General features: G+C 36.0%; 20 protein-coding genes. 8 read left to right on the top strand and 12 right to left on the bottom strand.

Going from position 1 to position 24,840, the window contains the following annotated elements:
- Window positions 1-38 precede the first annotated feature (38 nt).
- The 5 genes from H560_RS0110565 to H560_RS0110585 form a co-directional block, all read right to left on the bottom strand.
- A complete protein-coding gene (locus tag H560_RS0110565) occupies window positions 39-1,559 on the bottom strand; it encodes an FMN-binding glutamate synthase family protein (RefSeq protein WP_027380016.1) in 1,521 nt (506 codons plus the stop codon).
- A gap of 52 nt (window positions 1,560-1,611) precedes the next feature.
- The gene (gene mtaB, locus H560_RS0110570; RefSeq protein WP_027380017.1) at window positions 1,612-2,958 is read right to left on the bottom strand and encodes a tRNA (N(6)-L-threonylcarbamoyladenosine(37)-C(2))-methylthiotransferase MtaB; all 1,347 of its coding nucleotides are present in this window, start codon (window positions 2,956-2,958) and stop codon (window positions 1,612-1,614) included.
- Between the two features lie 67 nt (window positions 2,959-3,025).
- Window positions 3,026-3,616: a DUF1572 domain-containing protein gene (locus H560_RS0110575; protein WP_027380018.1), complete on the bottom strand. Its 591-nt coding sequence runs from the start codon at window positions 3,614-3,616 to the stop codon at window positions 3,026-3,028.
- 227 nt (window positions 3,617-3,843) lie between these two features.
- On the bottom strand, window positions 3,844-5,937 hold the full coding sequence (locus tag H560_RS0110580) for a T9SS type B sorting domain-containing protein (protein WP_027380019.1): 2,094 nt from the start codon (window positions 5,935-5,937) through the stop codon (window positions 3,844-3,846).
- A 134-nt stretch (window positions 5,938-6,071) separates the two neighbouring features.
- Window positions 6,072-6,869 (bottom strand): hypothetical protein, encoded by a 798-nt coding sequence (locus H560_RS0110585; protein ID WP_027380020.1) that lies wholly within the window; start codon window positions 6,867-6,869, stop codon window positions 6,072-6,074.
- 202 nt (window positions 6,870-7,071) lie between these two features.
- Between H560_RS0110585 and glgP the strand changes: the two genes are divergently transcribed.
- A complete protein-coding gene (gene glgP / locus H560_RS0110590) occupies window positions 7,072-8,736 on the top strand; it encodes an alpha-glucan family phosphorylase (RefSeq protein ID WP_027380021.1) in 1,665 nt (554 codons plus the stop codon).
- Between the two features lie 149 nt (window positions 8,737-8,885).
- On the opposite strand, the gene H560_RS0110600 is transcribed toward glgP, so the two are convergent.
- Both H560_RS0110600 and H560_RS0110605 read right to left on the bottom strand, forming a co-directional pair.
- Complete coding sequence (locus tag H560_RS0110600; protein ID WP_027380022.1) at window positions 8,886-9,077, bottom strand: DUF6496 domain-containing protein; 192 nt, start codon at window positions 9,075-9,077, stop codon at window positions 8,886-8,888.
- 12 nt (window positions 9,078-9,089) lie between these two features.
- Window positions 9,090-9,563: a hypothetical protein gene (locus H560_RS0110605; RefSeq protein WP_027380023.1), complete on the bottom strand. Its 474-nt coding sequence runs from the start codon at window positions 9,561-9,563 to the stop codon at window positions 9,090-9,092.
- Between the two features lie 118 nt (window positions 9,564-9,681).
- Between H560_RS0110605 and H560_RS0110610 the strand changes: the two genes are divergently transcribed.
- Window positions 9,682-11,811, top strand: coding sequence for a S9 family peptidase (locus H560_RS0110610; protein WP_027380024.1), 2,130 nt, complete (start codon window positions 9,682-9,684; stop codon window positions 11,809-11,811).
- Window positions 11,812-11,959: 148 nt separating this feature from the next.
- Here the strand turns inward: H560_RS0110610 and H560_RS0110615 are convergent, their stop codons facing one another.
- The gene (locus H560_RS0110615) at window positions 11,960-12,151 is read right to left on the bottom strand and encodes an addiction module protein (protein WP_027380025.1); all 192 of its coding nucleotides are present in this window, start codon (window positions 12,149-12,151) and stop codon (window positions 11,960-11,962) included.
- Window positions 12,152-12,305: 154 nt separating this feature from the next.
- Here H560_RS0110615 and H560_RS0110620 point away from each other — a divergent pair, with 154 nt between their 5' ends.
- From H560_RS0110620 to recG, 6 genes are all read left to right on the top strand, one after another.
- Window positions 12,306-13,961 carry a peptide MFS transporter gene (locus H560_RS0110620; RefSeq protein WP_027380026.1) on the top strand — a complete coding sequence of 552 codons (1,656 nt, stop codon included), beginning with the start codon at window positions 12,306-12,308 and terminating at the stop codon, window positions 13,959-13,961.
- Window positions 13,962-14,094: 133 nt separating this feature from the next.
- Window positions 14,095-15,849 carry a peptide MFS transporter gene (locus tag H560_RS0110625; protein WP_027380027.1) on the top strand — a complete coding sequence of 585 codons (1,755 nt, stop codon included), beginning with the start codon at window positions 14,095-14,097 and terminating at the stop codon, window positions 15,847-15,849.
- Window positions 15,850-15,910: 61 nt separating this feature from the next.
- The gene (locus H560_RS0110630) at window positions 15,911-16,912 is read left to right on the top strand and encodes a PDDEXK nuclease domain-containing protein (RefSeq protein ID WP_027380028.1); all 1,002 of its coding nucleotides are present in this window, start codon (window positions 15,911-15,913) and stop codon (window positions 16,910-16,912) included.
- Between the two features lie 13 nt (window positions 16,913-16,925).
- Window positions 16,926-18,602, top strand: coding sequence for a peptide MFS transporter (locus H560_RS0110635; protein ID WP_027380029.1), 1,677 nt, complete (start codon window positions 16,926-16,928; stop codon window positions 18,600-18,602).
- Window positions 18,603-18,641: 39 nt separating this feature from the next.
- The gene (locus tag H560_RS0110640; protein WP_027380030.1) at window positions 18,642-19,175 is read left to right on the top strand and encodes a thioredoxin family protein; all 534 of its coding nucleotides are present in this window, start codon (window positions 18,642-18,644) and stop codon (window positions 19,173-19,175) included.
- A 71-nt stretch (window positions 19,176-19,246) separates the two neighbouring features.
- The gene (recG, locus tag H560_RS0110645) at window positions 19,247-21,331 is read left to right on the top strand and encodes an ATP-dependent DNA helicase RecG (protein WP_027380031.1); all 2,085 of its coding nucleotides are present in this window, start codon (window positions 19,247-19,249) and stop codon (window positions 21,329-21,331) included.
- A gap of 566 nt (window positions 21,332-21,897) precedes the next feature.
- On the opposite strand, the gene H560_RS0110650 is transcribed toward recG, so the two are convergent.
- The 4 genes from H560_RS0110650 to dapA form a co-directional block, all read right to left on the bottom strand.
- A complete protein-coding gene (locus tag H560_RS0110650) occupies window positions 21,898-22,344 on the bottom strand; it encodes a hypothetical protein (protein ID WP_027380032.1) in 447 nt (148 codons plus the stop codon).
- Entirely contained in the window at window positions 22,337-22,915 is a 579-nt protein-coding gene (locus H560_RS0110655) for a helix-turn-helix domain-containing protein (protein WP_027380033.1), read from the bottom strand. The genes H560_RS0110650 and H560_RS0110655 overlap by 8 nt, the downstream gene beginning before the upstream one ends.
- A 271-nt stretch (window positions 22,916-23,186) precedes the next feature.
- Window positions 23,187-23,699: a GNAT family N-acetyltransferase gene (locus H560_RS0110660; RefSeq protein ID WP_027380034.1), complete on the bottom strand. Its 513-nt coding sequence runs from the start codon at window positions 23,697-23,699 to the stop codon at window positions 23,187-23,189.
- 166 nt (window positions 23,700-23,865) lie between these two features.
- Window positions 23,866-24,738 carry a 4-hydroxy-tetrahydrodipicolinate synthase gene (gene dapA, locus H560_RS0110665; protein WP_027380035.1) on the bottom strand — a complete coding sequence of 291 codons (873 nt, stop codon included), beginning with the start codon at window positions 24,736-24,738 and terminating at the stop codon, window positions 23,866-23,868.
- Window positions 24,739-24,840: the final 102 nt, after the last annotated feature.

Raw genomic sequence — 24,840 nt, forward strand, 5'->3', positions numbered from 1 at the left:
AGCGCTTCTGGTTGAAGCGCTTTTTTATGTTTTAAAATCTAATATGATTTAGCTTTATGCTTTACATTCCCTAAAATATCCGGGAAGTAAAGATCAGCAAGATGATCAAATTCATCCCCTCTCATAAACATGGTGGCATCCACCTCATCGTAAGAGCTTTTCCCTGCAGCTGCAATCAGCTCATTACACATATGAAGCGTATTTTTGTGGAAATGATATACTCTTTCCGCTTTATCCGTTACATCAAGGCCTTTAATTAACATTTTATCCTGTGTAGCAACCCCTGTCGGGCAATTATTGGAATTACATCTCAAAGCTTGGATACAGCCCAGAGAAAACATAAATCCTCTCGCATTATTACACATATCTGCACCCATTGCGATTGCTCTCAAAATATCAAGGCTTGTCAATACCTTTCCGCTGGCAATAACTCTTAGCTTATCTCTTAAATTATAATTTTTAAGTGTTCTGTTAACGAAAATCAACGCAGGTTCCAAAGGCATCCCTACCCCGTCAGAAAATTCCGGCGGTGCGGCTCCGGTTCCTCCTTCCGCTCCATCTATCGTAATAAAATCCGGATAAATTTTTAAAACATTCATCTGAACACAGATATCTTCAAATTCTTTGGTGTCTCCGATACAAAGCTTAAATCCTACCGGTTTTCCTCCTGATAGCTCTCTTAACATCTGTACGAATCTCAACAAGCCCGCCGCATCCGAAAAAGAGGAATGTGATGGCGGCGAAATAATAGTCATCCCCGGTGTGACATGACGGATTTTTGCAATTTCGGGTGTGTTTTTTACCCCCGGCAAAACTCCTCCGTGACCAGGTTTTGCACCTTGCGAAAGTTTAATTTCAACCATTTTCACATTAGGCATTGTAGCGTATTTTGCAAATAATTCCGGATTAAATTTTCCTTCATCATCCCTGCATCCGAAATATCCGGTACCAATCTGCCAGCAAAGATCACCTCCTTCCAGATGATAAGGTGAAATCCCTCCTTCTCCTGTATTATGATAAAAATTTCCTTTTTTTGCGCCTCTGTTTAGCGAAATCTGGGCCCTGTCGCTCAATGACCCAAAACTCATGGCTGAAATATTAAATAAAGAGGCATGATAAGGCTGTGAGCAGCTCTCTCCTCCTACCCATACCCTCGGAAGCTCTTCCATGGGTGATTTTGCATAGATGGAATGTTTTATTCCTTCATATTTTCTGTGGTTAACTTCAAGCTGTGTCCCGAAAGCTACGGTATCACTTACATTTTTTGCCCTTCTGTATACCGCGGAACGCTGATTTCTGGGAAATGGTTTTCCATCGGTCTCACGTTCTATGAAATATTGCTGCATTTCTGGTGAAATACTTTCAAAAAAGTACCTGAAATATCCCACAACAGGAAAGTTTCTCAGAATAGCATGCTTTGTCTGGTAGGCGTTGTACACGCCCAATGCATAGAAAGCGGACAATAAAATAGGTATCCAGTAATGTGCTCTGATCAGCAATGCCACTATCCATGTAGCAATTACTAATACAATTCCCCAAGATAAAAACTTATCTCTCATGAATGTAGTATTTAAAGTTAAAATTAAATTTAGTGGAAATTTTGCAAAGAGACTAGGCTTTTGCTAAAAAACTTTCGTAAGAGGACTGCACAGAAACCGTGCCATCTGACAGGATTTTTTCTAAATTCAAGAATTCGATTTGGTTTACAGAAGCCTGGTCAAAGTCTTTCTGGACTCTCACATAATTTTCCGTAAAGCCGTACATTTTTCCGTCTTTATTTTCGTGTTCCCAAAGTACGGGAAGTGTTTTTCCAAGCTGGGTCTGGTAAAATGCCATCTTTTTCTTTTCAGATAAGATTCTCAGCATTTTGTTTCTTTTTTTTCTTTCAGGAATAGGGACTACACCTTCCATACCTGCTGCCTCTGTGTTTTCTCTTTCAGAATAAGTAAACACATGTAAATAGGTAATAGGAAGCTTGTTAAGAAAGTTATATGTTTCCATAAACCTTTCCTCCGTCTCACCCGGAAAACCTACAATTACATCTACCCCGATAGCCGCATCAGGCATCACCTCGCGGATTTTATTCACCCTGTCGCTGTAGAGCTTCGTAAGATAACGGCGCTTCATTTTTTTCAGCAAATCGTCACTTCCTGACTGCAGCGGGATGTGGAAATGCGGAACAAAGCTTCTGCTTCGGGAAACCAATTCGATACTTTCGTCCTTTAAAAGATTCGGTTCTATGGAAGAAATACGGATTCTTTCGATACCGTCCACTTTATCCAGTTCTGAAATTAAATCTAAAAAAGTATGCTCATGTCTTTTGTTGCCGAATTCGCCTTTCCCGTAATCGCCGATATTTACACCGGTAAGAACAATTTCTTTGATGTCTCTTTCAGCAATTTCTTTGGCGTTTTTCAGCACATTTTCTATGGTGTCTGAACGGGAAATCCCTCTGGCCAAAGGTATGGTGCAGTATGTACATTTGTAATCACAGCCATCCTGAACTTTCAGAAAAGCCCTTGTTCTTTCACCAATAGAGTAACTTCCGATAAAGAAATCAGTTTCTTCAATTTCGCAGGAGTGAACAATACCTTCACTTTCGGATTTCTCAAGATCATCAAGATAACTTAGAATATTAAATTTCTCTTTAGCTCCCAGAACCAGGTCTACCCCTTCAATCTGTGAAATTTCTTCAGGCTTCAGCTGTGCATAGCAGCCTACGATCACCACAAGCCCTTCAGGATTGGCTTTCATGGCTCTTTTTACGTGAAGCTTACATTCACGATCGGCATTTTCTGTTACCGAACAGGTATTAATAACGTAAATATTTGCTTTTTCATCAAAGCTCACTTTATCATAACCGGCATCTGTTAATTGACGGGCAATAGTAGATGTTTCCGCAAAATTTAATTTGCAGCCAAGGGTATGAAATGCGGCAGTTCTCTGAAAAGTTGACATTTATTTACTCCTGAATTTTATGGGTGCAAAGATAGTAATTTTAATATAATTTTTAAATTGATTCAGTCTATTGCTTAAATTCATCCCTTATTTCCGGGCTGTTTTGGTAACAGACAGGGGAAGAATTGGAGGCAGGGTCACTTTCTGAGAATTTGCTTTTCATTTCAGAATTGAACTCATCTGATTTATTTCTTGCAATAGAAAGGGTTTTCCAGTTATCATTTTTCATCATTTTTGCAATATAGACAATCTGCCCGATGTGATAAGGATAATGGGCTAACTGGCGCAGCACCGCATCAATAACCGTATGCGCCTCATTTCTTATATAAATGGTGGAATATAAGTTTTCATCGTTAATCTGATCTAATGCATTCAGAAAACATTTCCAGCCTTCTTCCCAATAATCAAGAACTTCCTGTTTTGTTTTAAAAGTATTTACAAATTCTTCATCCCTGTTTCTCCAAGGCTTTTCGCCATCTTCCGTTAAAAAATTCGTCCAACGGGAGAGCATATTCCCTGCAATATGCTTCACGATGACTGCTATGGAATTGCTTTCTTCATTAAACTGCCAGAAAAGCTGCTCATCCGTAAGCTGCTCAAATGATTTGTCACCAAGCATTTTATAATACTCGAAACGTTTTATGAATAGTTCTTTCATTATTTTGGAATTGAATATCTAAGTTAAAAATTTTATTGAAGATTCTAAGTCAATTATTTTCAACTATTGTCTTTTTAATGCTAAGATCGCTAAGTTTTTTTTAAATATTGTTCCATATATTTCCGGTCGCAAAGGCGTTTCACTCAGCAATGGACTGAGAAATTACTGATTATTCTTAAAAACAAAACCGCCACAATAGTGACGGTTTAAAATATATAAAGGTTAGATTAATCTCTGTTTTTCACCATTACCCATCCGGAATATTTGAAAAGGGTGTTCTTCTTATCATTTTCATTCCATGTTACGGAGTACCAGTATGTGCCTGTAGGAACAGGTTTTCCGGCAATTGATCCGTTCCATTTGTATCCGTTGGATTTATCAGCCTGGAAGATTTTTGTTCCATACCTGTCAAAAATATTGAAGATTAAATTCTGCTTACTGCCTAATGCGGAATAGTCGATGATATCATTGATTCCGTCTCCGTTTGGAGTGATTACATTTACCAAGTTCGGAACCACAATATTAATATCAATCGGTTCACAATCATAAGCATCCTTTACAAAAATATGGTTATCTCCTCTAGGAACATTATTGAAAACATTGGAATTCTGCCACATTACTCCATCCATGGAATATTGATATTCAGGAGTTCCTCCTGTGACGTTTACCGTAACGGTGTTATTTGCAATATCAATATCAGAAATTACAGGTTGCTCGGCAGGGTACACTTTTACGGTTTGCTTCGTGATACATTCTCCTGTTTTCAGATTAACCCAATATGTTCCTACTCCCACATTATTAATGGTCTGTGTAGTTGCTCCTGTACTCCATTCATAGCCCGTGAATCCAGGCCCCGCATCCAATGTAGTGGTATCTTCCATACAGATGATTTTATCTTCCAAGATGTTGGAATATACCGGTGGAAGGACAATAAGAGTAACTTTCGCTATTCCATAACATCCGTTTCCGTTAGTGACTTTTATAAAAACGACACCATTCGGGGAGATGTAAGCAGTAGGGTTAAGAATTTCATTGGTTCCGTTTTGTGCATCTGCCAGAGACGGATAATAATTTTTTGTACCAGACTGCGTTGTTACCGCCGCCGTTGTAAGATTAAATAATGCCGTTGAAGGATTGGAATCTATAAAACAAGATCTTAAAGTAGCTTCCGTTACTACCGCAACAGGATAAAACTTCAAAGTGATTATTGCTATAGCCGTACATCCGTATTGAGATGTGATTTTAACATAAACTGTTCCTTCTGCAGAAACAAAAGCAGCAGGAGTGGTAATTTCATTAATTCCTGCATTAAGATCGGAAAGTGTATTATAATATTTCTTAGTAGCCGTAGGATCTGCAAATACAGCAGCAGAGGTGAGGTCATACGTTGCCATTCCGGAATTATTATTGTTACAGCCATAAAGTGTAACATTAGTTCCCGTAATATTACCCAGCTTAAACTTAAACGCTCCTACCTGCCTGCAGGAATTGATGGGATTATTAGGATTTGCAGGATCCTGATAATGAATACTGTAGTAATAAATTGCTGTTGTGCTTACCGTCTGCGGTGCAAGAATAGGATTCGCACCGGAAAGAGCGTCATTAGTAGAAGTATGGTAAGTTATATGAAAATTCGGGTTTCCATTTAAAATGGGATCTGATAAGGTATTAAAATCAATAATTGCCGGATTTTCGCACACAATTACTTCTCTTGGATCCGCGGGATTCGCAGCCGGAATTCCCGGCGGAACAAATGGATGCGGCTGTATGGTAGGATCAGTAAATGGTGAGGCCAAAGTAGCCGTACCACCCCAAGTCAAAGAAAACGGCGCCGTTGTAGTACTTCCCGCCCCTACCCAGTTATCAATGTATAAATAATAGGTCTGTCCTGGTAAAACATCCATATATCTGCAGTAAGGTGTAAGTGAACCTCCCGCAGCAGTTAAAAGTGTACTGGTAAGGTTCAAACCCGTAGAAGCCCCCACTCCGATTACGGTTGCAGCATTACAACGAATCGGTGATCCTAAGCTTCCGCAGGTAACATTAGGGCCATAAATTGCCCAGTCGTAATCCGCATCCGGATCAGTAGGTACGAGGTCAAATGTAAGGGTTCCTCCGGTAGCTATTGTGATTCTGTACCAGATAGAGTTATGCTCACCCGTAGTAAGGCATCCGCCTAAGTTTTCATTCACGGCTCCAATTCCTGTGGGAGAATAAGTAATATTAGAATTTCCACAAATCTGAAGCGCAGTAGAGCAATCTGCCTGTGAGAAAAAGAATTGAGATACCAGCAAATAGAAAAGTAGTAAAATTTTTCTCATATATTTTTCAATTTGGTTATTAATTATGAATGTAAAAAGCTGTATATCAAATATAAATATTTTACATCAATAATATCAAATTTTAGAAAAATAATTTAATGAAAAATGAAAAACAATGGATTATTATAAATAAATCACTTTATACTGGTAATATTTCCGCAAAGATTCTCCAAGTGAAAGATTTTATGAAAAGGGCTCTTTACCTGCTGAAGATGCTCCTTATCCTGAATAAAAGTATATCGTGAAGCGATGGAATTCATATCTGAGACAATGACCAGCCAGCATTCGTCCACCGTACTGTCGTAATAGGGGAATTTTTCGTTTTTCTTTTCAATCAGCTCAAGGATTTTTTCGGAACAGAGCTCATCAAAAAGATTCATATTGTATTCATGAGTAATGAAAACATTTCTGCGGTGGAAGGATTTCCTTACGCTTTTTACGCATCCCACAGGCTTACCTCTTTTAATGCTTTTATAAATGTTCAGGATTATTTCTTCGTGGCTTTCCAAAGTATCCAGCCTGATATTCGGGAAGAATTCCAAAAAATAAACACCACGAAATTTCGTAGTGTCTTCCTGTTCCAATAATATTTCTGCCTGACGGAAAATTTTATTTAAGTTGCTTTCAACCTTTTTCATTTCAAGATGGTTGATCACTTCCGTTAATTCTATTCCAATTTTTTTGTCGTTGAATTTTGCGATAAAGTCGGGGCTTTCGCAGGTAAGGTTTTCAAACTGAACCTCAGGGAAATGATGCATAAAGGAATTCAACAGTAAAATTTCCGCCTTCTTCTTATATTTTTCGCGGTCATGAAGCTGAGACTCGTCTATTTTACGATGATACTTCTCTATCGGCTTTTTTTTCAAATGTCGATTCAGGTAATATAAACTCAGATTCTTAATAAGATCTTCATCAGAAAATGCCTTTTTCATGTGTTAATTTTTATAATTAGTATGGAACACATAAAAGCTATGGTTCTCATCATGAAAGTTTTGATTTTCAAAATTTTACAAACTAAAGGTAGCGAAAAAAAGTATTCGGTATATACTTTTAATGTTAATTTATCGAATTATTAATGTAGAGTTTACTTTCATTATTAATACCTTTAACGATTCAAATATAAAACTGCAATGCATGGATTTTAAAAATTTTAAAATACCTTATCGTATTAATCCACAATATTCTAAGAAAGTAGCCTATTTCTCGATGGAATTTGCCATTGAGCAGGTTTTAAAAATATACTCGGGAGGGCTTGGATTCCTTGCCGGCTCACACATGAGAAGCGCTTATAACCTCAAGCAGGATCTTATAGGAATCGGTATTCTGTGGAAATTCGGTTATTACGACCAGGCCAGAAACCACGATCAAACCTTGCAGCCGACTTGGACAAGGAAAATGTACAGCTTCCTTGAAGACACAGGAATAAAATTTCAGATTGAGATTCACAGCGCACCGGTTTGGGTAAAAGTCTGGTATCTTGACCCTGAAATTTTCAACACCGCTCCCATGTTTTTCCTGTCGACAGACGTTCCTGAAAATGATCATGTTTCAAAAACAATTTGTCATAAATTATACGATGCCAACGAATCTACAAAGCTGGCACAATATATCCTTTTGGGTAAAGGAGGCGCAAAATTACTTGATGAAATGAACATTGAAAGAGATGTTTATCACATGAACGAAGCTCACGGACTTCCGGCTGCATTTTATCTGCTTAAAAAATATAATGGTGACCTGAACAGGGTAAAAGAAAAACTATATTTCAGTACCCACACACCGGAAGAAGCAGGAAATGAAAAGCATAACCTGAGGCTTTGCTATGATATGTCTTATTTTTCGGGATTCAGCATGGAAGATGCGAAGAAGATTGAAGGTTCTGATGATGACCGTTTCAACCATTCCCTCTGTGCCCTGAAAATGGCAAAAGTAGCAAACGGAGTTTCCCAGCTTCACGGTGAAGTTTCCAGAGCAATGTGGAGTAAATATTCAGGAATCTGCGAAATCACTTCCATCACTAATGCGCAGGAATTCAAATACTGGTCTGACAAGCCTCTGTACAACGCAAAAGACGAGCGTAATGACACTTTATTCGATTATCGTAAGAAACATTTAAAGAAAAGACTTTTCAAAATAGTAGCAGATCAGACGGGAAACTTATTCAATCCGAATATTTTTACCATGGTCTGGGCCAGAAGATTTGCCGGCTACAAAAGAGCAGATTTGCTTTTGCATGATAAAGAGCGGTTTTATAAACTCCTGAACCATCCGAAATATCCGATACAGATCATTTGGGCAGGGAAACCTTATCCTATGGACTATTCAGCGATTTCTACATTTAATTCATTGGTGGAAGAAAGCAAAAACCACAAAAGCATGGCCGTTCTTACAGGATATGAGCTTTCACTGAGCAAATCCCTGAAAGAAGGTTCAGATCTTTGGCTGAATAATCCAAGAGTTCCGCGGGAAGCATCAGGAACTTCGGGAATGACAGCCGCTATGAACGGTTCTGTAAACCTTTCTACAGACGACGGCTGGATCCCGGAATTTGCAAAACACGGCGAAAATTCTTTCGTTGTTCCAAAAGCCGATTATCACAATATGAGTGTCTATGAACAGGACAATTATGATCTGGAAAAATTATATGAAATCCTTGAAAATGAAATACTTTCTACATACTATGACAGACCCGATGAATGGAGAAAAATCCAGCACAATTCTATGAATGACGTGAAAGATCAGTTCAATAGTGATAGAATGGCGGATGAATATTATCGAATTTTGTATAATTATAAGGGATAAAAATTTAGTTTTTGATGCTTCGACAGGCTCAGCATGACAGCTCTAATACTAACTTTTCAATGTGGCAGTGTCATGCTGAGCCTGTCGAAGCATCTTAATTATAAACAAAAAATCGGCCCGGAAATTTTCCGGGCCGATTTTATTTTTAATTAATCTTTTTTCTTTTTTTCTTTCGGTACTTTAAGGCCGTCTTCCCTGGCTTCAGAAATACCGATGGCAACTGCCTGTTTCTTGCTTGTCACTTTTTTCCCGGAAGAAGATTTTAACTTACCTTCCTTGAATTCATGCATTACTTTGCCTACTTTGTCCTGAGCTTTTTCTGAATATTTTGTCTTGCTCATAATATTATATTTTTAAGATTTTGGTACAGATACTCCTATTTCATACACTTTAGCGTGTTTCAGGTATTTTGAACGTTCCCTGGAAGTTACTGATTCAAAATGATCATTCTTAATCACCACAATCGGGTCTTCAGTATTTTCGATTTCAAAGTTGGTTAAATATCTTTCATCAGGAGGCGACTGCATTTGCTTAGCCTTGATTTTTTGCAGTTCGTCGGCATATTTTCTAAAACCCGGATCTGAGGAATGAATAAATTTATATTCTTCTCCGGCATCTACAAAATAATGAAGTTTTTTCTCTATTAATCCCGCTTCACTTGTAATATCAGGATTATCATTACCATCTTTAAAGCCCACTTCTACCAGCTCTCCCCCTTTTTTGTTGGCGCATTCTTCAGCATCTTTGAAACTTGAAAAACCTGTATATACAACTTGACTGTCTAAGACATATCGATTCAATTTTTGGTTGAAAGCATTCGTTTCCATAATTCTTTTTGATTTGATTGTACTTTAAAGTTATTCAATTTTTCTGCCAAATCCTTCGTTTCAAAAGCTTTTTTATGCATTTATAAATTATTATATTTGAAATCTTTTAAATTTAGAAATGAAAAAATTCTTACTAACGCTTACAGTTGCTGCTGCACTTCAAAATTTATCAGCACAGGAGATCACTTTAGATAAAATATATTCAGGATATTATCGTGGGAAAGGTATCGCCGGTATTACTTCCATGAAAAACGGTGAAAATTATTTAGTTATTGAACCTACCGGAATTGCAAAATATTCTTACAAAACTTCTCAAAAAGAAGGAAACTTGGTAGAAGGTCGTTTTGAAAGCTATGAATTCTCTGATGACGAGTCAAAAATCCTTCTGCAAAAGGAAAGCCAGCCGATTTACAGACATTCTTTTTTAGGAAAATTTGATGTGAAAGATTTAAAATCCGGAAAAACAATTGCCCTGAATGAAGGAAATTTCGTTCAGGAACCAAGATTTTCGCCGGATGCTACAAAAGTTGCTTTCATTTCTGAAAATAATTTATTCTATCAGGATCTAAATTCTGGGAAAATTGTACAAATTACAACGGATGGTAAGAAAAATTCAATCATCAATGGGCTTGCAGACTGGGTGTATGAAGAAGAATTCGGGCATGCAAGACAGTACGAATGGACAAAAAATTCCGATGCTATCATTTTTGTAAAATCAGACGAAAGTGAAGTTCCGGAAATCTATATTCCTATTTACGGGAAAACGCTTTACCCATCTGAAATGCGTTACAAATACCCAAAAGCAGGAGAAAAGAATTCTATTGTTTCCGCGCAGTTATATCGTCTTGACAATGGAAAAACAACTCCGATAAACCTCAGTTCATTTAAAAATTATTACATCCCGAATGTTATTCAGACTGCAAAACCGGACGAAATTGTTTTAATTACCTCAGAAAGAACTCAAAATGCATCTGATATTTTAAAGGTCAATACAAAAACCGGTGCTGTACAGAAGCTTTTCACCGAAACGGATGAAAAATGGATCGATACGGACAGTCCTACCCTTGAATTTTTAGAGGATGATTCTTTCCTTTGGGGTTCAGAAAGAGACGGGCACCGTCATTTATATTGGTATGACAAAGACGGAAAGCTTAAAAAACCGGTAACAAAAGGTGATTGGGAAGTAACTGATTATTATGGATTCAATCCAAAATCAAAAGAAATCTACGTTCAGACCACTGAAAAAGGAAGCATCAATAAGGTGATTTCTAAAATAAATATTGAAAACGGAAAATCTCAGATGATTTCTAATGGAGAAGGAAATAATTCTGCCAATTTCAGCAAAAACTATAATTATTTCATTGAAACTTCTTCTACCGTTTCAAAACCTCAAACTTATGTATTAAAAGACGGAAATGGAAAAGTGGTAAAGGAACTCCAAAATAACAATGAGCAGCTTCAAAAATTAAAGGCCGACAATTTTGTAGAAAAAGAATTCATCACAATTCCAAATGATGCCGGAGACCAGATGAATGCATGGATTATTAAGCCTAAAAATTTTGATAAAAACAAGAAATATCCATTATTCATGTTCCAGTATTCGGGTCCCGGTTCTCAGCAGGTTGCTAATTCATGGGATAACGGAAATGCAATTTGGTTTCAAATGCTGGCACAAAAAGGATACATAGTCGCTTGTGTAGATGGCCGCGGAACAGGTTACAAAGGTGCTAAATTTAAGAAAGTAACCTACATGAATCTGGGAAAATATGAAATTGAAGATCAGATTACTGCTGCAAAATGGTTTGGAAATCAATCTTACATCGATAAATCCAGAATCGGAATGTTCGGATGGAGCTTCGGAGGATATATGACAAGCTTAGCCATGACGAAGGGGGCTGATGTCTTCAAAATGGGAATTGCAGTGGCACCGGTTACCAACTGGAGATATTACGACTCTGTGTACACGGAAAGATTTTTAAGAACTCCACAGGAAAACCCTGATGGCTACGACAAAAATTCACCCACTGAATATGCCAACTTATTAAAAGGAAAATTCTTATTAATCCACGGAACAGCCGATGATAACGTACATTTCCAAAACTCCATGGAATTCTCGGAAGCTTTGATTCAAAACAAAAAACAATTTGATTTCATGGCTTATCCTGATAAAAACCACGGAATTTACGGTGGGCAGACAAGGCCTCAGCTGTATCAGAAAATGACTGATTTTATTTTGGAGAATTTATAATTCAGATAAAATTTAAGCATAAAAAAAATCCGGATCTTGTAATAAGATTCGGATTTTTATTTTTTATATTTAGTTCAAAAGACAATGTGTTTATCAATTTTTTCAATACCAATCATTGACTTCTTTCAAGTCCCTTTTAACAAAATGACTATAAATTAATTTGGTCACCACTTTCCAGATCAGTTAAATAATCATTCATTTCAGATTCAGAAACAAAACTTTGGGGATTGTTTTGAGAATATTCCATTCTTCTTTTAACTTCTTCTTTTTGCCATTCTGGAACCTCTGACTCTCTCCTTTTGATGTGTTTGTGTTTTAAAAAATCAATAAAATCATTCACTTCTTCATAAAAATTTTTCGGGAAGTGTTCTTATATTATTTTCCAGGTCTTTTAGCGTAATTTCCATTTCTTCATCTTTATTTTATTCAAAGTTAATAAAATTCGATTATTGTTTTTAAAATTTTATATTTGTGGAATTTGAAATTTGTCAACTATGAAGACTAAACATCCTAAGGGATTGCCTTTCCTATTCTTTACGGAAATGTGGGAGCGTTTCGGGTATTATTTAATCCTCGGAATTTTTGTGTTGTATGTGATAGAACCTACCGGTTTAAAAGGCGGTCTCGGACTTTCTGACAAAACTGCCGACGATATCTTCGGGACGTATATTGCGTTAACTTATCTTACTCCTTTCATCGGTGGATTCCTGGCAGACAGGGTTTTAGGATATATCAAATCGATTTACCTGGGTGGTATTTTAATGGCTGCCGGCTATATCGGGATGGGAGTTTTCAAAGATCTTACTTTATTTTACTGTTCTTTAGCATTAATTATCATCGGAAACGGTTTCTTTAAACCAACAATTTCTACACTTTTAGGAAATCTATATTCCGAAGAACCTTATAAAGCCAATAAAGATTCAGGATACAATATTTTTTACATGGGAATCAATATTGGAGCGTTTATTTGTAATATTATTGCCGCTTTTATGCGAAATAAGTTCGGTTGGGGCGAAGCCTTCATTACAGCCGGAGTGGGAATGCTCATCGGACTTATAATTTTTACCATTGGTAGAAAACATTACATCCATGCAGCCCAAATGAAGCCTGTACAGGAAGGAGATACCAAGCTTTCTGAAATTTTGCTTAAAGTTTTTGTTCCTGCTATTGTTGCCGGAGCAATCGGCTGGGTAATTCCCGGAAATATTTTTGGAAGTGATAATACGGATGCTTTTATTTTTGCCTGCATACCTGTTATTTATTTCTATGCTTCGCTTTATTTCAAAGCAAAACCGGAAGAAAAATCGTCAATCGGTGCCCTGTTATCCGTTTTCATGATCAGTATGTTCTTCTGGGCAGTTTTTAAGCAGAACGGGACCGCACTCACAAGATGGGCCAATTATTACACCGACAGAAGTGTTCCTGCCGCTCTGGAAAAACCATTAGAAGGAATCTATATGGTGGAAGGAAAAGCGTATGAAGATAAGGAAGTTCCTGTTTATGACGATCAGTTCCAGTCGCAAAAAGATAAAGACGGAAAAACAATAAAAACAACCGGTAAAGATGTTTATTTTAAAAACATTTCTCCTGAACAGCGTGAAGCATTAGAGAAAAACCCGGAAAGTAAGGTTTACCTGTATAATACGGAGTTATTCCAGTCTATCAATCCGTTTTGGGTAATCGCACTTACCCCGGTTATTGTGGGATTCTGGGCTTTATTAAGAAGAAAAGGAAAAGAACCTTTGACGCCTACTAAAATTGTTTTGGGATTATTCATTTCGGCAATATCATGTCTCGTTATGGTCTTGGCGGTAATGGCTGGTGACAACGGTGCTGTAAAAGTTTCGCCATGGTGGCTTGTTGCCGGCTATGGGGTAATTACCATTGGTGAATTATGCCTTTCCCCAATGGGACTTTCCTTTGTATCCAAGCTTTCTCCTGCAAGAATTACAGCTTTAATGATGGGAGGGTTTTTCCTTGCCAACTCAGTAGGAAACAAGCTTTCAGGAATTCTGGCGAGCACCTGGTACAGCTATGACAATAAGATGAATTATTTTCTTGTAAACTTTGCTTTATTGATATTTGCTACACTTTTAGGCCTTTCTATGTTAAAAAGATTAAACAAAATCATGAAAGAAAAAGGACATTAATCTTTGCCTACAATACATAATATCAAGCTGTAGAGTTATTCTGCAGCTTTTTTATTTAAATATAAAATTAAAACCTTGCTGAAAACACAAAAAAAACTATATTTGCTAGTCTTAACAAAAATTAACAATAAAAATGGATAATACTGAAGCATTAAGTCCAAAACAGGATGAATTTGTAGAGAAAGGCAATTCCAGACATCCAAAGGGATTATGGGTACTTTTCGGAACAGAAATGTGGGAGCGTTTCAACTTTTATGGGATGAGAGCACTTTTGACGCTCTTCATGGTAAATTCCTTATTAATAAAAGAAGCAGATGCGGCGATCATCTATGGTGGATTTTTAGCTTTATGTTATTTAACTCCGCTTTTGGGAGGTTTCATTGCCGATAAATACATCGGAAATAGAAACGCTATCCTTATTGGTGGAACTTTAATGGCAATCGGTCAATTCTTGTTGTTCATCAGTGCTTCTACTTTTTCCGGAAGCCTTGACAGTGCAAAAATGATCATGTGGCTGGCTTTATTTGTTATTATTTTCGGTAACGGATTCTTCAAGCCAAACATTTCCTCAATGGTAGGAAGCCTTTATCCGAAGCAGGAAAAATCTAAGCTGGATTCTGCTTTTACCATTTTCTATATGGGGATCAATATCGGGGCGTTCTTAGGCCAGTTTATCTGTCCGTATCTTGGTGATGTGAAGGATGCTTCCACAGGGGTAAGAGATATTTTCGCTTTCAAATGGGGATTCCTTGCAGCTTCCATTGCAATGATCATCGGAACAGTAACATTCTTTATTCTTAAAAATAAATATGTGGTAACACCGGAAGGAAGACCTATCGGAGGATTACCGAAACATAATACAAGCGCAGATTTCGAAGAAGGTGAAACTCAAACCGCGAAATTCTCCGGGGCTTCATTAGGAATTACAGGAGGTATTTTTGTTATTTTATTCTTTGCTTTCAGGTATTTACTGGTAGGGGAATTCGGCTTCAATTCTGTGGAAATGGGACAGATGATCAAAGGAATTATTTATCCTTTTATCTACGCAGCAGGTATTTCCTTGGCGTTCTTAATTATGAGTTCTGCTGAAAATAAGGTTGAAAAACAAAGAATCTGGGTAATCTATATCGTATCATTCTTTATTATTTTCTTCTGGGCAGCTTTTGAGCAGGCTGGTTCTTCATTAACTTTTATTGCAGATAACCAGACCGACAGAAATATTTTCGGGTGGAATATGCCGCCTTCAATGGTTCAGATTTTCAACGGGATTTTCGTTGTAATGCTGGCTGTTCCTTTCAGCTTATGCTGGGATAAATTAAGAGAAAAAGGAAAAGAACCGGTTTCTCCTATGAAACAGGCGATGGGTCTTGCTTTAATTGCTTTAAGTTATTTCATCATTGCACACAACGTAAAAGATCTTGGAAACTCAGGATTATTGGCTATCAAATGGTTAATGCTTTTATATTTCATCCAGACTTGTGGTGAGCTTTGCTTATCTCCTATTGGATTATCTTTGGTAGGTAAATTAGCTCCAAAAAGATTCGCATCTTTATTATATGGTGTATTCTTTATTTCCAATGCTGCGGGTTATGCTTTGGCTGGTTCTTTGGGAGCATTGATCCCGGCTACAGGTGATAAATTCGCAAAAGCTCAGGAAATCGGAGTAAACCTTCAGGATGTTTTAGATAAAAAAGTAACATTGAATGCAGATCAGGTTGCCGCATTTGAAAAAGCGCAACTACCTTTGGCGAACCCTACTTTTGCAGGATTTGAAATTCACAATTTATTCGAATTTTTCATGGTATTCGTAGTACTTTGTGGTATTGCTGCTGTAATTCTGGCTTTAATTTCTCCAATCTTAAAGAAAATGATGCATGGTGTAAACTAACCTGCATCAATAAAATATTTTTTAAAACCTCTGCAAAGTCGGAGGTTTTTTTTATTTTCGTATGATGGAAATTTCCGAAGATTCTTTATTTCAATCAGTAAAAGAGATTATTACCCAGTCGCGCGAAAAGGTTTTTCGGATCGCGAATTCTACACTGCTGCTTACGTATTGGCAGATCGGAAAACTAATTATTGAAGATGAGCAGAAAGGAAAAGAACGCGCAGAATACGGAAAATATACTCTTAAAAATCTTTCAAAGAAGCTGACTCTGGAGTTTGGAAAAGGTTTTGATGAAAGCAACTTAAGAAATATGCGTTCTTTTTATCAGGCTTTTCCAATATGTGACGCATTGCGTCACGAATTGAGCTGGACTCATTACAGGTTAATAATAAGACTTGATAATTCAGATAAAATGAATTATTATATTAATGAGTCCATTCATAATAACTGGAATTACAGAGATTTAAAAAGACAGATCAATTCTCTCGCGTACGAAAGAGTTTTAGAGCATAAAAAAACTACAAACGAAACAATTCACAGCGTTTTAAAAGATCCTTATATTTTTGAATTTCTTGGAATAAAAACCGATGAAAAAATCACGGAAAAAGATATTGAAACGGCTATTATTGATCATATCCAAAAGTTTCTTTTAGAATTTGGGAAAGGATTTGCTTTCGTCGCAAGACAGCAACACATTTCTACTGATACTTCGGATTTTTATATTGATTTAGTTTTCTACAATTATATACTAAAATGTTTCGTCATTATTGATTTAAAAACAGGCGAACTTTCTCATCAGGATATCGGGCAGATCGATATGTACGTGAGAATCTATGATGATCTGAAACGCGGAGAAGGCGACAATCCCACGATAGGAATTTTACTCTGTTCCGAAAAAGATGAAACCATTGTAAAATATTCCGTCTTAAACGACAAGAACAATCTTTTTGCCAGCAAATATCTTCTATATCTTCCAAAAGAAGAAGAATTAAAACACATTATTGATCAGGACAGAATACGTTTTGAGCTGGGTCAGGATGACAATAAACCCCTAATTAATTAATCATATTACCATTATGAGCTTAACTTTAGATGAAATACAAAATTTCAAAGGAAAATACCCAAAACAAATCTGGAGCCTTTTTTTCTCTGAAATGTGGGAACGCTTCTGTTTCTACGGAATGCGCGGAATGTTGGTTTTCTTCATGATTTCCCAGCTTAACTTCCACGAGAAAGAAGCCAACCTTCAGTATGGCGCCACACAGGCTTTTGTTTACGCATTTACTTTTGTGGGCGGTCTTTTCGCAGATAAAATACTGGGATTCAGGAAATCACTTTTCTGGGGCGGCCTTTTAATGATTGTCGGAAGTTTAATATTAGCAACAGATCCACATAAATTTTTCTTTCTGGGAATTGCATTTACCGTAGTAGGTACAGGTTTTTTTAAACCCAATATTTCATCTATGGTCGGACAGCTTTATAAACCCAATGATTCCAGAGCAGATGCCGGTTTTTCGCTTTTTTATGCCGGAATTAACCTTGGAGCATTGCTTGGAGGATATTTATGTATTACCATTGGGAAAGGAGAACTCTTCGCACATCTTATTCCTGAGGGGCTTCACTGGAATGTTGCATTCGGATTAGCAGCCATTGTCATGGTAATCAGTCTTATTAATTTTGTTTTTACTCAAAAAAGTTTAGGAACTATCGGGCTTCAGCCTGAAATTGAAAACATTGTCACCAAGAAAAATTCGAAAAAATTCCTTGCAGGAGTCGTCCTTATTTATCTATTTGTTCTGAGAATGTTTTTCAGATTTACAGGAAATTCTACTGAATTTAAATCGGAAGTAAACAGTATAATTATAAATTTAGCCATAATTACCATTATTTTCGCTACCATATCTTACTTGTTTTATTTAGGTGGAAAATATTTAAAATATGCTGTTTATATATTGTCATTAGCCTTCATCCCGCTTATTATGATTATGGTTTCAGTACCTGAATATACTGATTATTTTATGTGGACAGTAGGACCATTGACTTTGATCTATTTATTCTACGAAATGACAAAAGTAACGCCATCGGAGCGTAAAAAATTGTGGGCAGCTTTAGTTTTCATTCTGTTTTCTATTTTATTCTGGGGGATTTATGAGCAAAGTGGAGGTTCTTTAAGCATTTTCGCGGCTAAAAATTTAAATAAAGATCTTTTCGGTTTAGATCCAAATGGTGTAAATAATTCAGGAGGTGCATTTTTCATTATTTTCTTAGCCCCGTTAATCGGATTGCTTTGGATTTGGTTAAATAAAAGAAAGATAGAACCCAATACAATTATAAAATTCGGTTTAGGATTTATCTTTCTTGGACTGGGATATTATGTTTTATTTGCAACAAGGCTATTTGTAAATCTTCAGGGGATTACTTCACTCAATTTCTTTACCCTTGCCTTATTGATCATTACTTTGGGAGAACTCTGCCTGTCACCGATCGGGTTATCGATCATGACAAAACTTTCTACCAAAAACCTCCAGGGAATGATGATGGGAATGTGGTTTCTGGCTTCTGCTTATGGACAATATGTAGCAGGAATCATAGGTGCAGGACTTGCAACGGCAAAAGAAGGCTCTTCAAACTATGATGCTTTTATCACTTATACTAATGGATATAAACAATTGGGATTGTATGCGGTAATTGCCGGCGTGGTATTAATTTTGATATCTCCGATTGTGAAAAAATTAATGCAGGAAGTAAAATAGGTAAATGAATTATGCTTATTTTTACTTAAATATCAAATTATGAAGAAAATTATAAGCATATTTCTTTTGTTTTGTTTAAATTTTGGCTTTGCGCAGGTGAAATGGATGACAATTGAAGAAGCCCTCAAAGCACAAAAGCAAACTCCCAAAAAAATACTGATCGATTTTTATGCAGACTGGTGCGGTCCTTGCAAAATAATGGACAAAAAAACATATGGTCATCAGGTTATTGCAGATATTTTAAACCAAAATTATTATGCTGTAAAATTTAATGCAGAAGAAAAAAAAGATATTGAAATCTTCGGACGGTTATTTTCAAATCCTAATACAGAACAGAGAAAAGGAAGAAATTCTCTGCACGAATTTACACAATATATGAATGTAGCTGCCGTTCCCAGCACGGTTTTCCTTGATGAAAACGGAGGGCCTATCACTATTCTGCAGGGAGAATTATCTGCAAAAGAATTGGAGCCCTATCTGGAATTAATTTCAAAAAATCTTTTCAAAAAAATCCGTACACGACAGCAATGGGAAGATTATCAGAAAAAATTTAAATCTAAAATAAAAGATTAAAACATAAAGACTTTCAGTGCTGAAAGTCTTTTTTAATTTCTATTTTTTCCCGAAATTCGTGGTTCTTTTAAATGACCCTAGAAACTTCGATAGAATACGTAAAAGGAATAGGTCCTGAAAAAGCCAAGCTCATTAAAAATGTGCTGGGAATCTCCACCGTGGAAGATTTTTTGACCTTCTTCCCTATCCGTTATCTCGATAAAAGCAAAGTGCATACAATTTCCCAGCTGCAAAATGTAACAACGGACGTACAGCTGAAAGGGAAAATCACCAGTGTTCAGGAGATACAGACCGGAAAGGTAAAGCGTCTCTCCGCAAAATTCAATGATGATACGGGAACGATGGATCTTGTGTGGTTCCAATATTCGAAATGGATGAAAGAGCAGCTTCCGATTAATAAAGAAATTTATATTTTCGGGAAGATCAATGTTTTCAATAATCAATTTTCTATGCCACATCCGGAAATAGAAGTTGAGGAGAAAAAAGATACTGATAACCGCTTAAAACCAATCTATCCAAGCTCAGAAAAATTAACGAAAAGAGGTTTAAATCAAAAATTTTTCCAGAATGTTTTGCGCAATATCTGTAAAGAGATTCCCAATCTTATTCAGGAAAATTTTCCGGATTATATGATGAAAGCCTTTAAATTTTTATCAAGACAGCATACCTACATTAATATCCATTTCCCAAAAGATATGGAACATTTTGAAAAGGCAAATTATCGTCTGAAGTTTGAAGAATCATTCTTTTTCCAGTTGGGCTACGGTTTAAAAAAAATCCATCACAAAAGTCACACTATAGGAAATCCCTTCCCTATTGTAGGAGATTATTTCAATAATTTTTACGAAAATCATCTTCCCTTTGACCTTACCGGTGCTCAGAAAAGAGTATTGAAAGAAATCCGCCTGGATATGAAAAAACCTATCCAGATGAACAGGCTTCTGCAGGGTGATGTAGGTTCCGGGAAAACAATGGTGGCACTGCTTACGATGCTTATTGCAAAAGATAATGGATTCCAGAGCTGTATGATGGCTCCCACGGAAATCCTTGCCCAACAGCATTATAACGGGATTAAAGATCTTTTAAAAGATACAAAAGTCAATGTACGGCTTCTTACAGGTTCCACGAAAGCATCTGAACGGAAAATTATTCATGAAGAATTAGAAAACGGCGAACTTTCTATTCTTGTAGGAACTCATGCTGTTTTGGAGGATAAAGTTAAATTTAAAAACCTTGGACTGGCCATTATTGATGAGCAGCACAGATTCGGGGTTGCGCAGAGAGCGAAGCTTTGGGCTAAAAATAAGATACCGCCTCATATCCTTGTAATGACCGCCACGCCTATTCCGCGAACGCTTGCCATGAGCTTTTATTCTGATCTTGACGTTTCTGTAATTGATGAAATGCCAGTAGGAAGAAAACCCATCATCACCGCTCACAGACGGGAAAAAGACAAGGCCTACGTCTACAATTTCTGCAGGGAAGAAATCCAGAAAGGGAGACAGGTATATTTTGTGTATCCTTTGATTGAGGAATCCGAGACGCTCGATTATAAAAATTTAATGACAGGGCTGGAAAATGTGATGGATAATTTCCCGCATTATAACGTCACCATGCTTCACGGCAAAATGAGACCTGACGAAAAAGATGCCGCAATGAGCTATTTTGCTTCTGGAAAAGCAGAAATTATGGTGGCTACAACGGTAATTGAAGTAGGTGTCAACGTACCGAACGCCTCGGTAATGGTCATTGAAAGTGCGGAAAGATTCGGGCTGTCACAGCTTCATCAGCTTCGTGGCCGTGTAGGGCGTGGTGCAGAGCAAAGCTACTGTATTCTTATGACTTCCGATAAATTATCATCAGACAGCAGGACCCGCATCAAAACAATGGTAGAGACCAATGACGGCTTTAAAATTTCGGAGGTTGATATGCAGCTCCGTGGTCCCGGCGATATTCTGGGAACGCAGCAAAGTGGTGTGGTAGATTTTAAAAGGCTTGATCTGGTAAACGATTCAGCGATTATTAAGGTGACAAAAAATACGGTGGAAAAAATTCTGGAGGCCGATCCTTTGCTTTCAAGACCGGATCACCAGATTATTAAAAATTATTACCTGAGAAATTATAAAGGAAAAAATAAGTGGAGTAAAATTTCATAAAAAAACCGCGAAAAGATATGATCTTCACGCGGTCCCCCTTATAAAACTGTTATTTTGAAGAAATTACTTTACTTCGTTTAAATAAATTACTTTAATATTTTATTCAACTTAATATTTTGTGATATGGTGTTTTTTTTATACTAAGTTTAGATCTACATTAAAATAAAACAAAATGAATTATGTTTCCAATTTTTCTTATAAAAACTAACTGTCTGTTTCGCTGAAGGATTTTAAAAAATGAAACGAATAAAGTTCCTCCGGCTAAGCTTAAGTTTTCATGATTGTACCGTTTTGTTTAAAGATCTTCTACGCTTTTTATTGGAAATTCATATAATTCATTTTGTTAACTAACATTGTGATTTATATAATTTAGTTTCTCATTTGAAACAATTATTTTCCATTCATTTATTGTTTTTTATATGGTAAATTTGTGTTCAAAATTTACAGTATAAAAATGTAATAATTTATAAAATTAATTCAGATATAAATTATCACTATTTTGTGAATATTAATAGAGCAAATATAAAAATTAAATTTCATTCTAGAAATAAATAAGTGAATTTTTTTCACACTTTCATGATAAAATTATTTTTATTTAATCCTGATGTATGATATTGCCAGTTGACCGTCATAATTTCATTGACAGATTTCTTCATATCATCATCATTATCAATTATTTCCATTAAAATATTAGCTCCTTTTACAAATAATTCTTCTTCGTCCGCAGTAGTAATCTGTCGGGAAAATACAGCAATAATCATATTATCGAAACGGGAATCTGCTCTGATACCTTCCAGACAATCAAAAATATTTTCATCTGAATTTTCAAAATCAATGAATAAAATTTCATGAACCACAGCTTCAGCTCTATTCATACTATTTATGAAATCTTTATAGCTATTTTGTATCTGAAGCTTGTTTGCTACCCTTACTTCTTTAAATATTTTTTTAAACAAAACCGCATTGCTTTCATCACGATCTATCACAACCACATTAAGATACTCTTTAGTCATACTGCATTCCGGCCTTAATTGCACTTTGAACTTTTCGTTTCCTTGCAATAATTTTTTGAAATTGTGAGGGTGTAATTCCCGTAGTATTTTTAAACTGGCTGCTGAGATGGGCCACACTGGAATAATTCAGCCTGTGAGCAATTTCAGTAAGGTTCAGCTTTTTATTGATAATCAAACTCTTAGCATATTCTATCTTCTGAAGAATGATAAAGTTTTCTATTGAGGTGTGTGTAAACTCAGAAAAGAGATTAGACAGGTATCCATAGCTGTGATTCAGTCTTTCTGAGATGTAGATTGAGGCTTTTACCGGTATGGCTTCATGGGAAAATACAAGATCTGAAATAGCATCCTTAATTTTTTGAACTAAAGCCGTTTTATGGTTTTCAATAATCTCAATGCCGTAGTCCTCAAGATTCTCCTTAAAAATCTTATGCTGTTCCTGGGTAAATGATTCATAAAATTCCACTTCCCCGAAATTCAGCAGACGGTACTTCAGACCGTGCTCTTTAAGTTTATCATCCAACACTTTCTGGCAAAGAGCATTGAAATTAAATTTTACATACATTTTCATCCTGATATAGTGTATAAATTCAATGGTAAATATAATGCTTATTTCATTTAAAAGTGAAATAAAAAGATAGAATTAATTCAATAAAAAAACTCCTGTATAAGCATACAGGAATTTTAAACACTAAGGATGAAAAAAATATACCGATAAAAAGCTAAAAAAAGCTTAAACCAAGCATATGAATGTATTTTTATGAGTGATTTGGTTTTGATGCAAAGATGTACAAAAAAAACACATCACTATTTATAGAATTATAATCAAAAATTATAGAATTTTAATTCATTTGTTTGTGAATTAAAAACTCCATAAGATAATCGTCCATTACAAAACCATCTCCAATATCTAATACAACCTCATCATATACACTGAAACCCTGTGATTTATAAAAATCTTTCGCAATATTTTCTTTGTTTACGTTTAGAATAATTCTTTTATTACCAAAATCTGTCACCTTTACTTTCAAAAACTCCAAAGCTGCTTTTCCTGCACCTTTTCCTTTGCTTTCAGGAACGAGGTAAATTCTGTGAAGCTTTGTCGTATCTTTTTCATAATCATGCTCATACCCCATAAAGCCATCGTAAGAGTCCGCTGTATCATCAAAAATTAAGTAATAATGGTATTTAGAGTTTTCAAGTTGGTTTTTAATCTCCTGCTGGGAATACATGTTTGTAAGCATATATTCTATTTGCTCATCTGAAATAATTCCTGTATAAGCCTTTTCCCATGATCTTCTAGCGAGATCCTGAATCAAAGGAACATCTTTTTCTGTAGCTTCTATAAATTTCATTATTTAAAAAATTTTATAAATTAAAATTAAGGAATGAGTGGCCTTTCACTGCCATCTCAAATAAAAAAGGTGAAAGTTTTGAACCTTTCACCTTAATATGTTTATTGTAACTCTAAAATGTTACTGTAAATTTACAATTCACCATAAAGCAAACTGATAATCACTTTTAAATATTCGCCATTTCAGCTTTTATTTTTGCATGCAAACCTTCTGAAGCTGCAACCAGAGGAAGCCTCAAATAGTTTTTAATAATTCCTTTTTCTGCTAAAATAACCTTGATTCCGCAAGGATTTCCTTCTGCAAAAATAAGTCTTGTAATTTCCACTAATTTATTGTGAATTTCATAAGCTTCATCTACTTTTCTGTCAAAAGCCAACTGAACCATCGTAGAAAATTCTTTCGGATAAGCCTGTGCTATTACAGAAATTACGCCATTCCCGCCTGCCAGTGTTACAGGAAGAGTATATTCATCATCTCCCGAAACCAGATTAAAACCTTCCGGCTTTTTTCTCAGGATATCAAAATACTGAAGAATGTTAGGGGCCGCTTCTTTAATCAAAAATAAATTCGGGAATTCTTTTGCCAAACGTAAAGTAGTTTCCGCTTCAATATTTTGCCCTGTTCTCGAAGGAACGTTATAAATAATGATATTTTTACCGGTGGAAGCCAATGCTTTATAATGCTGATAAAGCCCTTCCTGATTAGGTTTATTATAATATGGAGATACAGAAAGTACTGCTTCAAATGCTGATAAATCTGTTTCTTCTATCTGTTTTTTAACATCAAGCGTATTATTTCCGCCAATTCCCAACACCAAAGGCAAGCGTTTACTGTTCACCTTAATGATATGATCTACCACCTGTTTCTTCTCCTCAGCAGAAAGCGTTGCAGCTTCCGCCGTAGTTCCCAAAACAACTAAATAATTGGTTCCGTTTTCAATATTGTATTCCACAAGTTTTGTTAAACTGTCGAAATCAACGGATAAATCTTCATTAAAGGGTGTTACCAAAGCTACACCTACTCCTTTTAAAATGCTCATCTGTTAAAATTATTTTCCCCAAATTTAATAATTTACTATAAGAATTTGTAATAAATAATAATGTTTTATTATACATATAATTATATTTGCATATACTAAAAG

It is taken from the genome of Chryseobacterium daeguense DSM 19388 (assembly GCF_000430825.1).
In the GTDB taxonomy this organism is placed as follows: domain Bacteria; phylum Bacteroidota; class Bacteroidia; order Flavobacteriales; family Weeksellaceae; genus Chryseobacterium; species Chryseobacterium daeguense.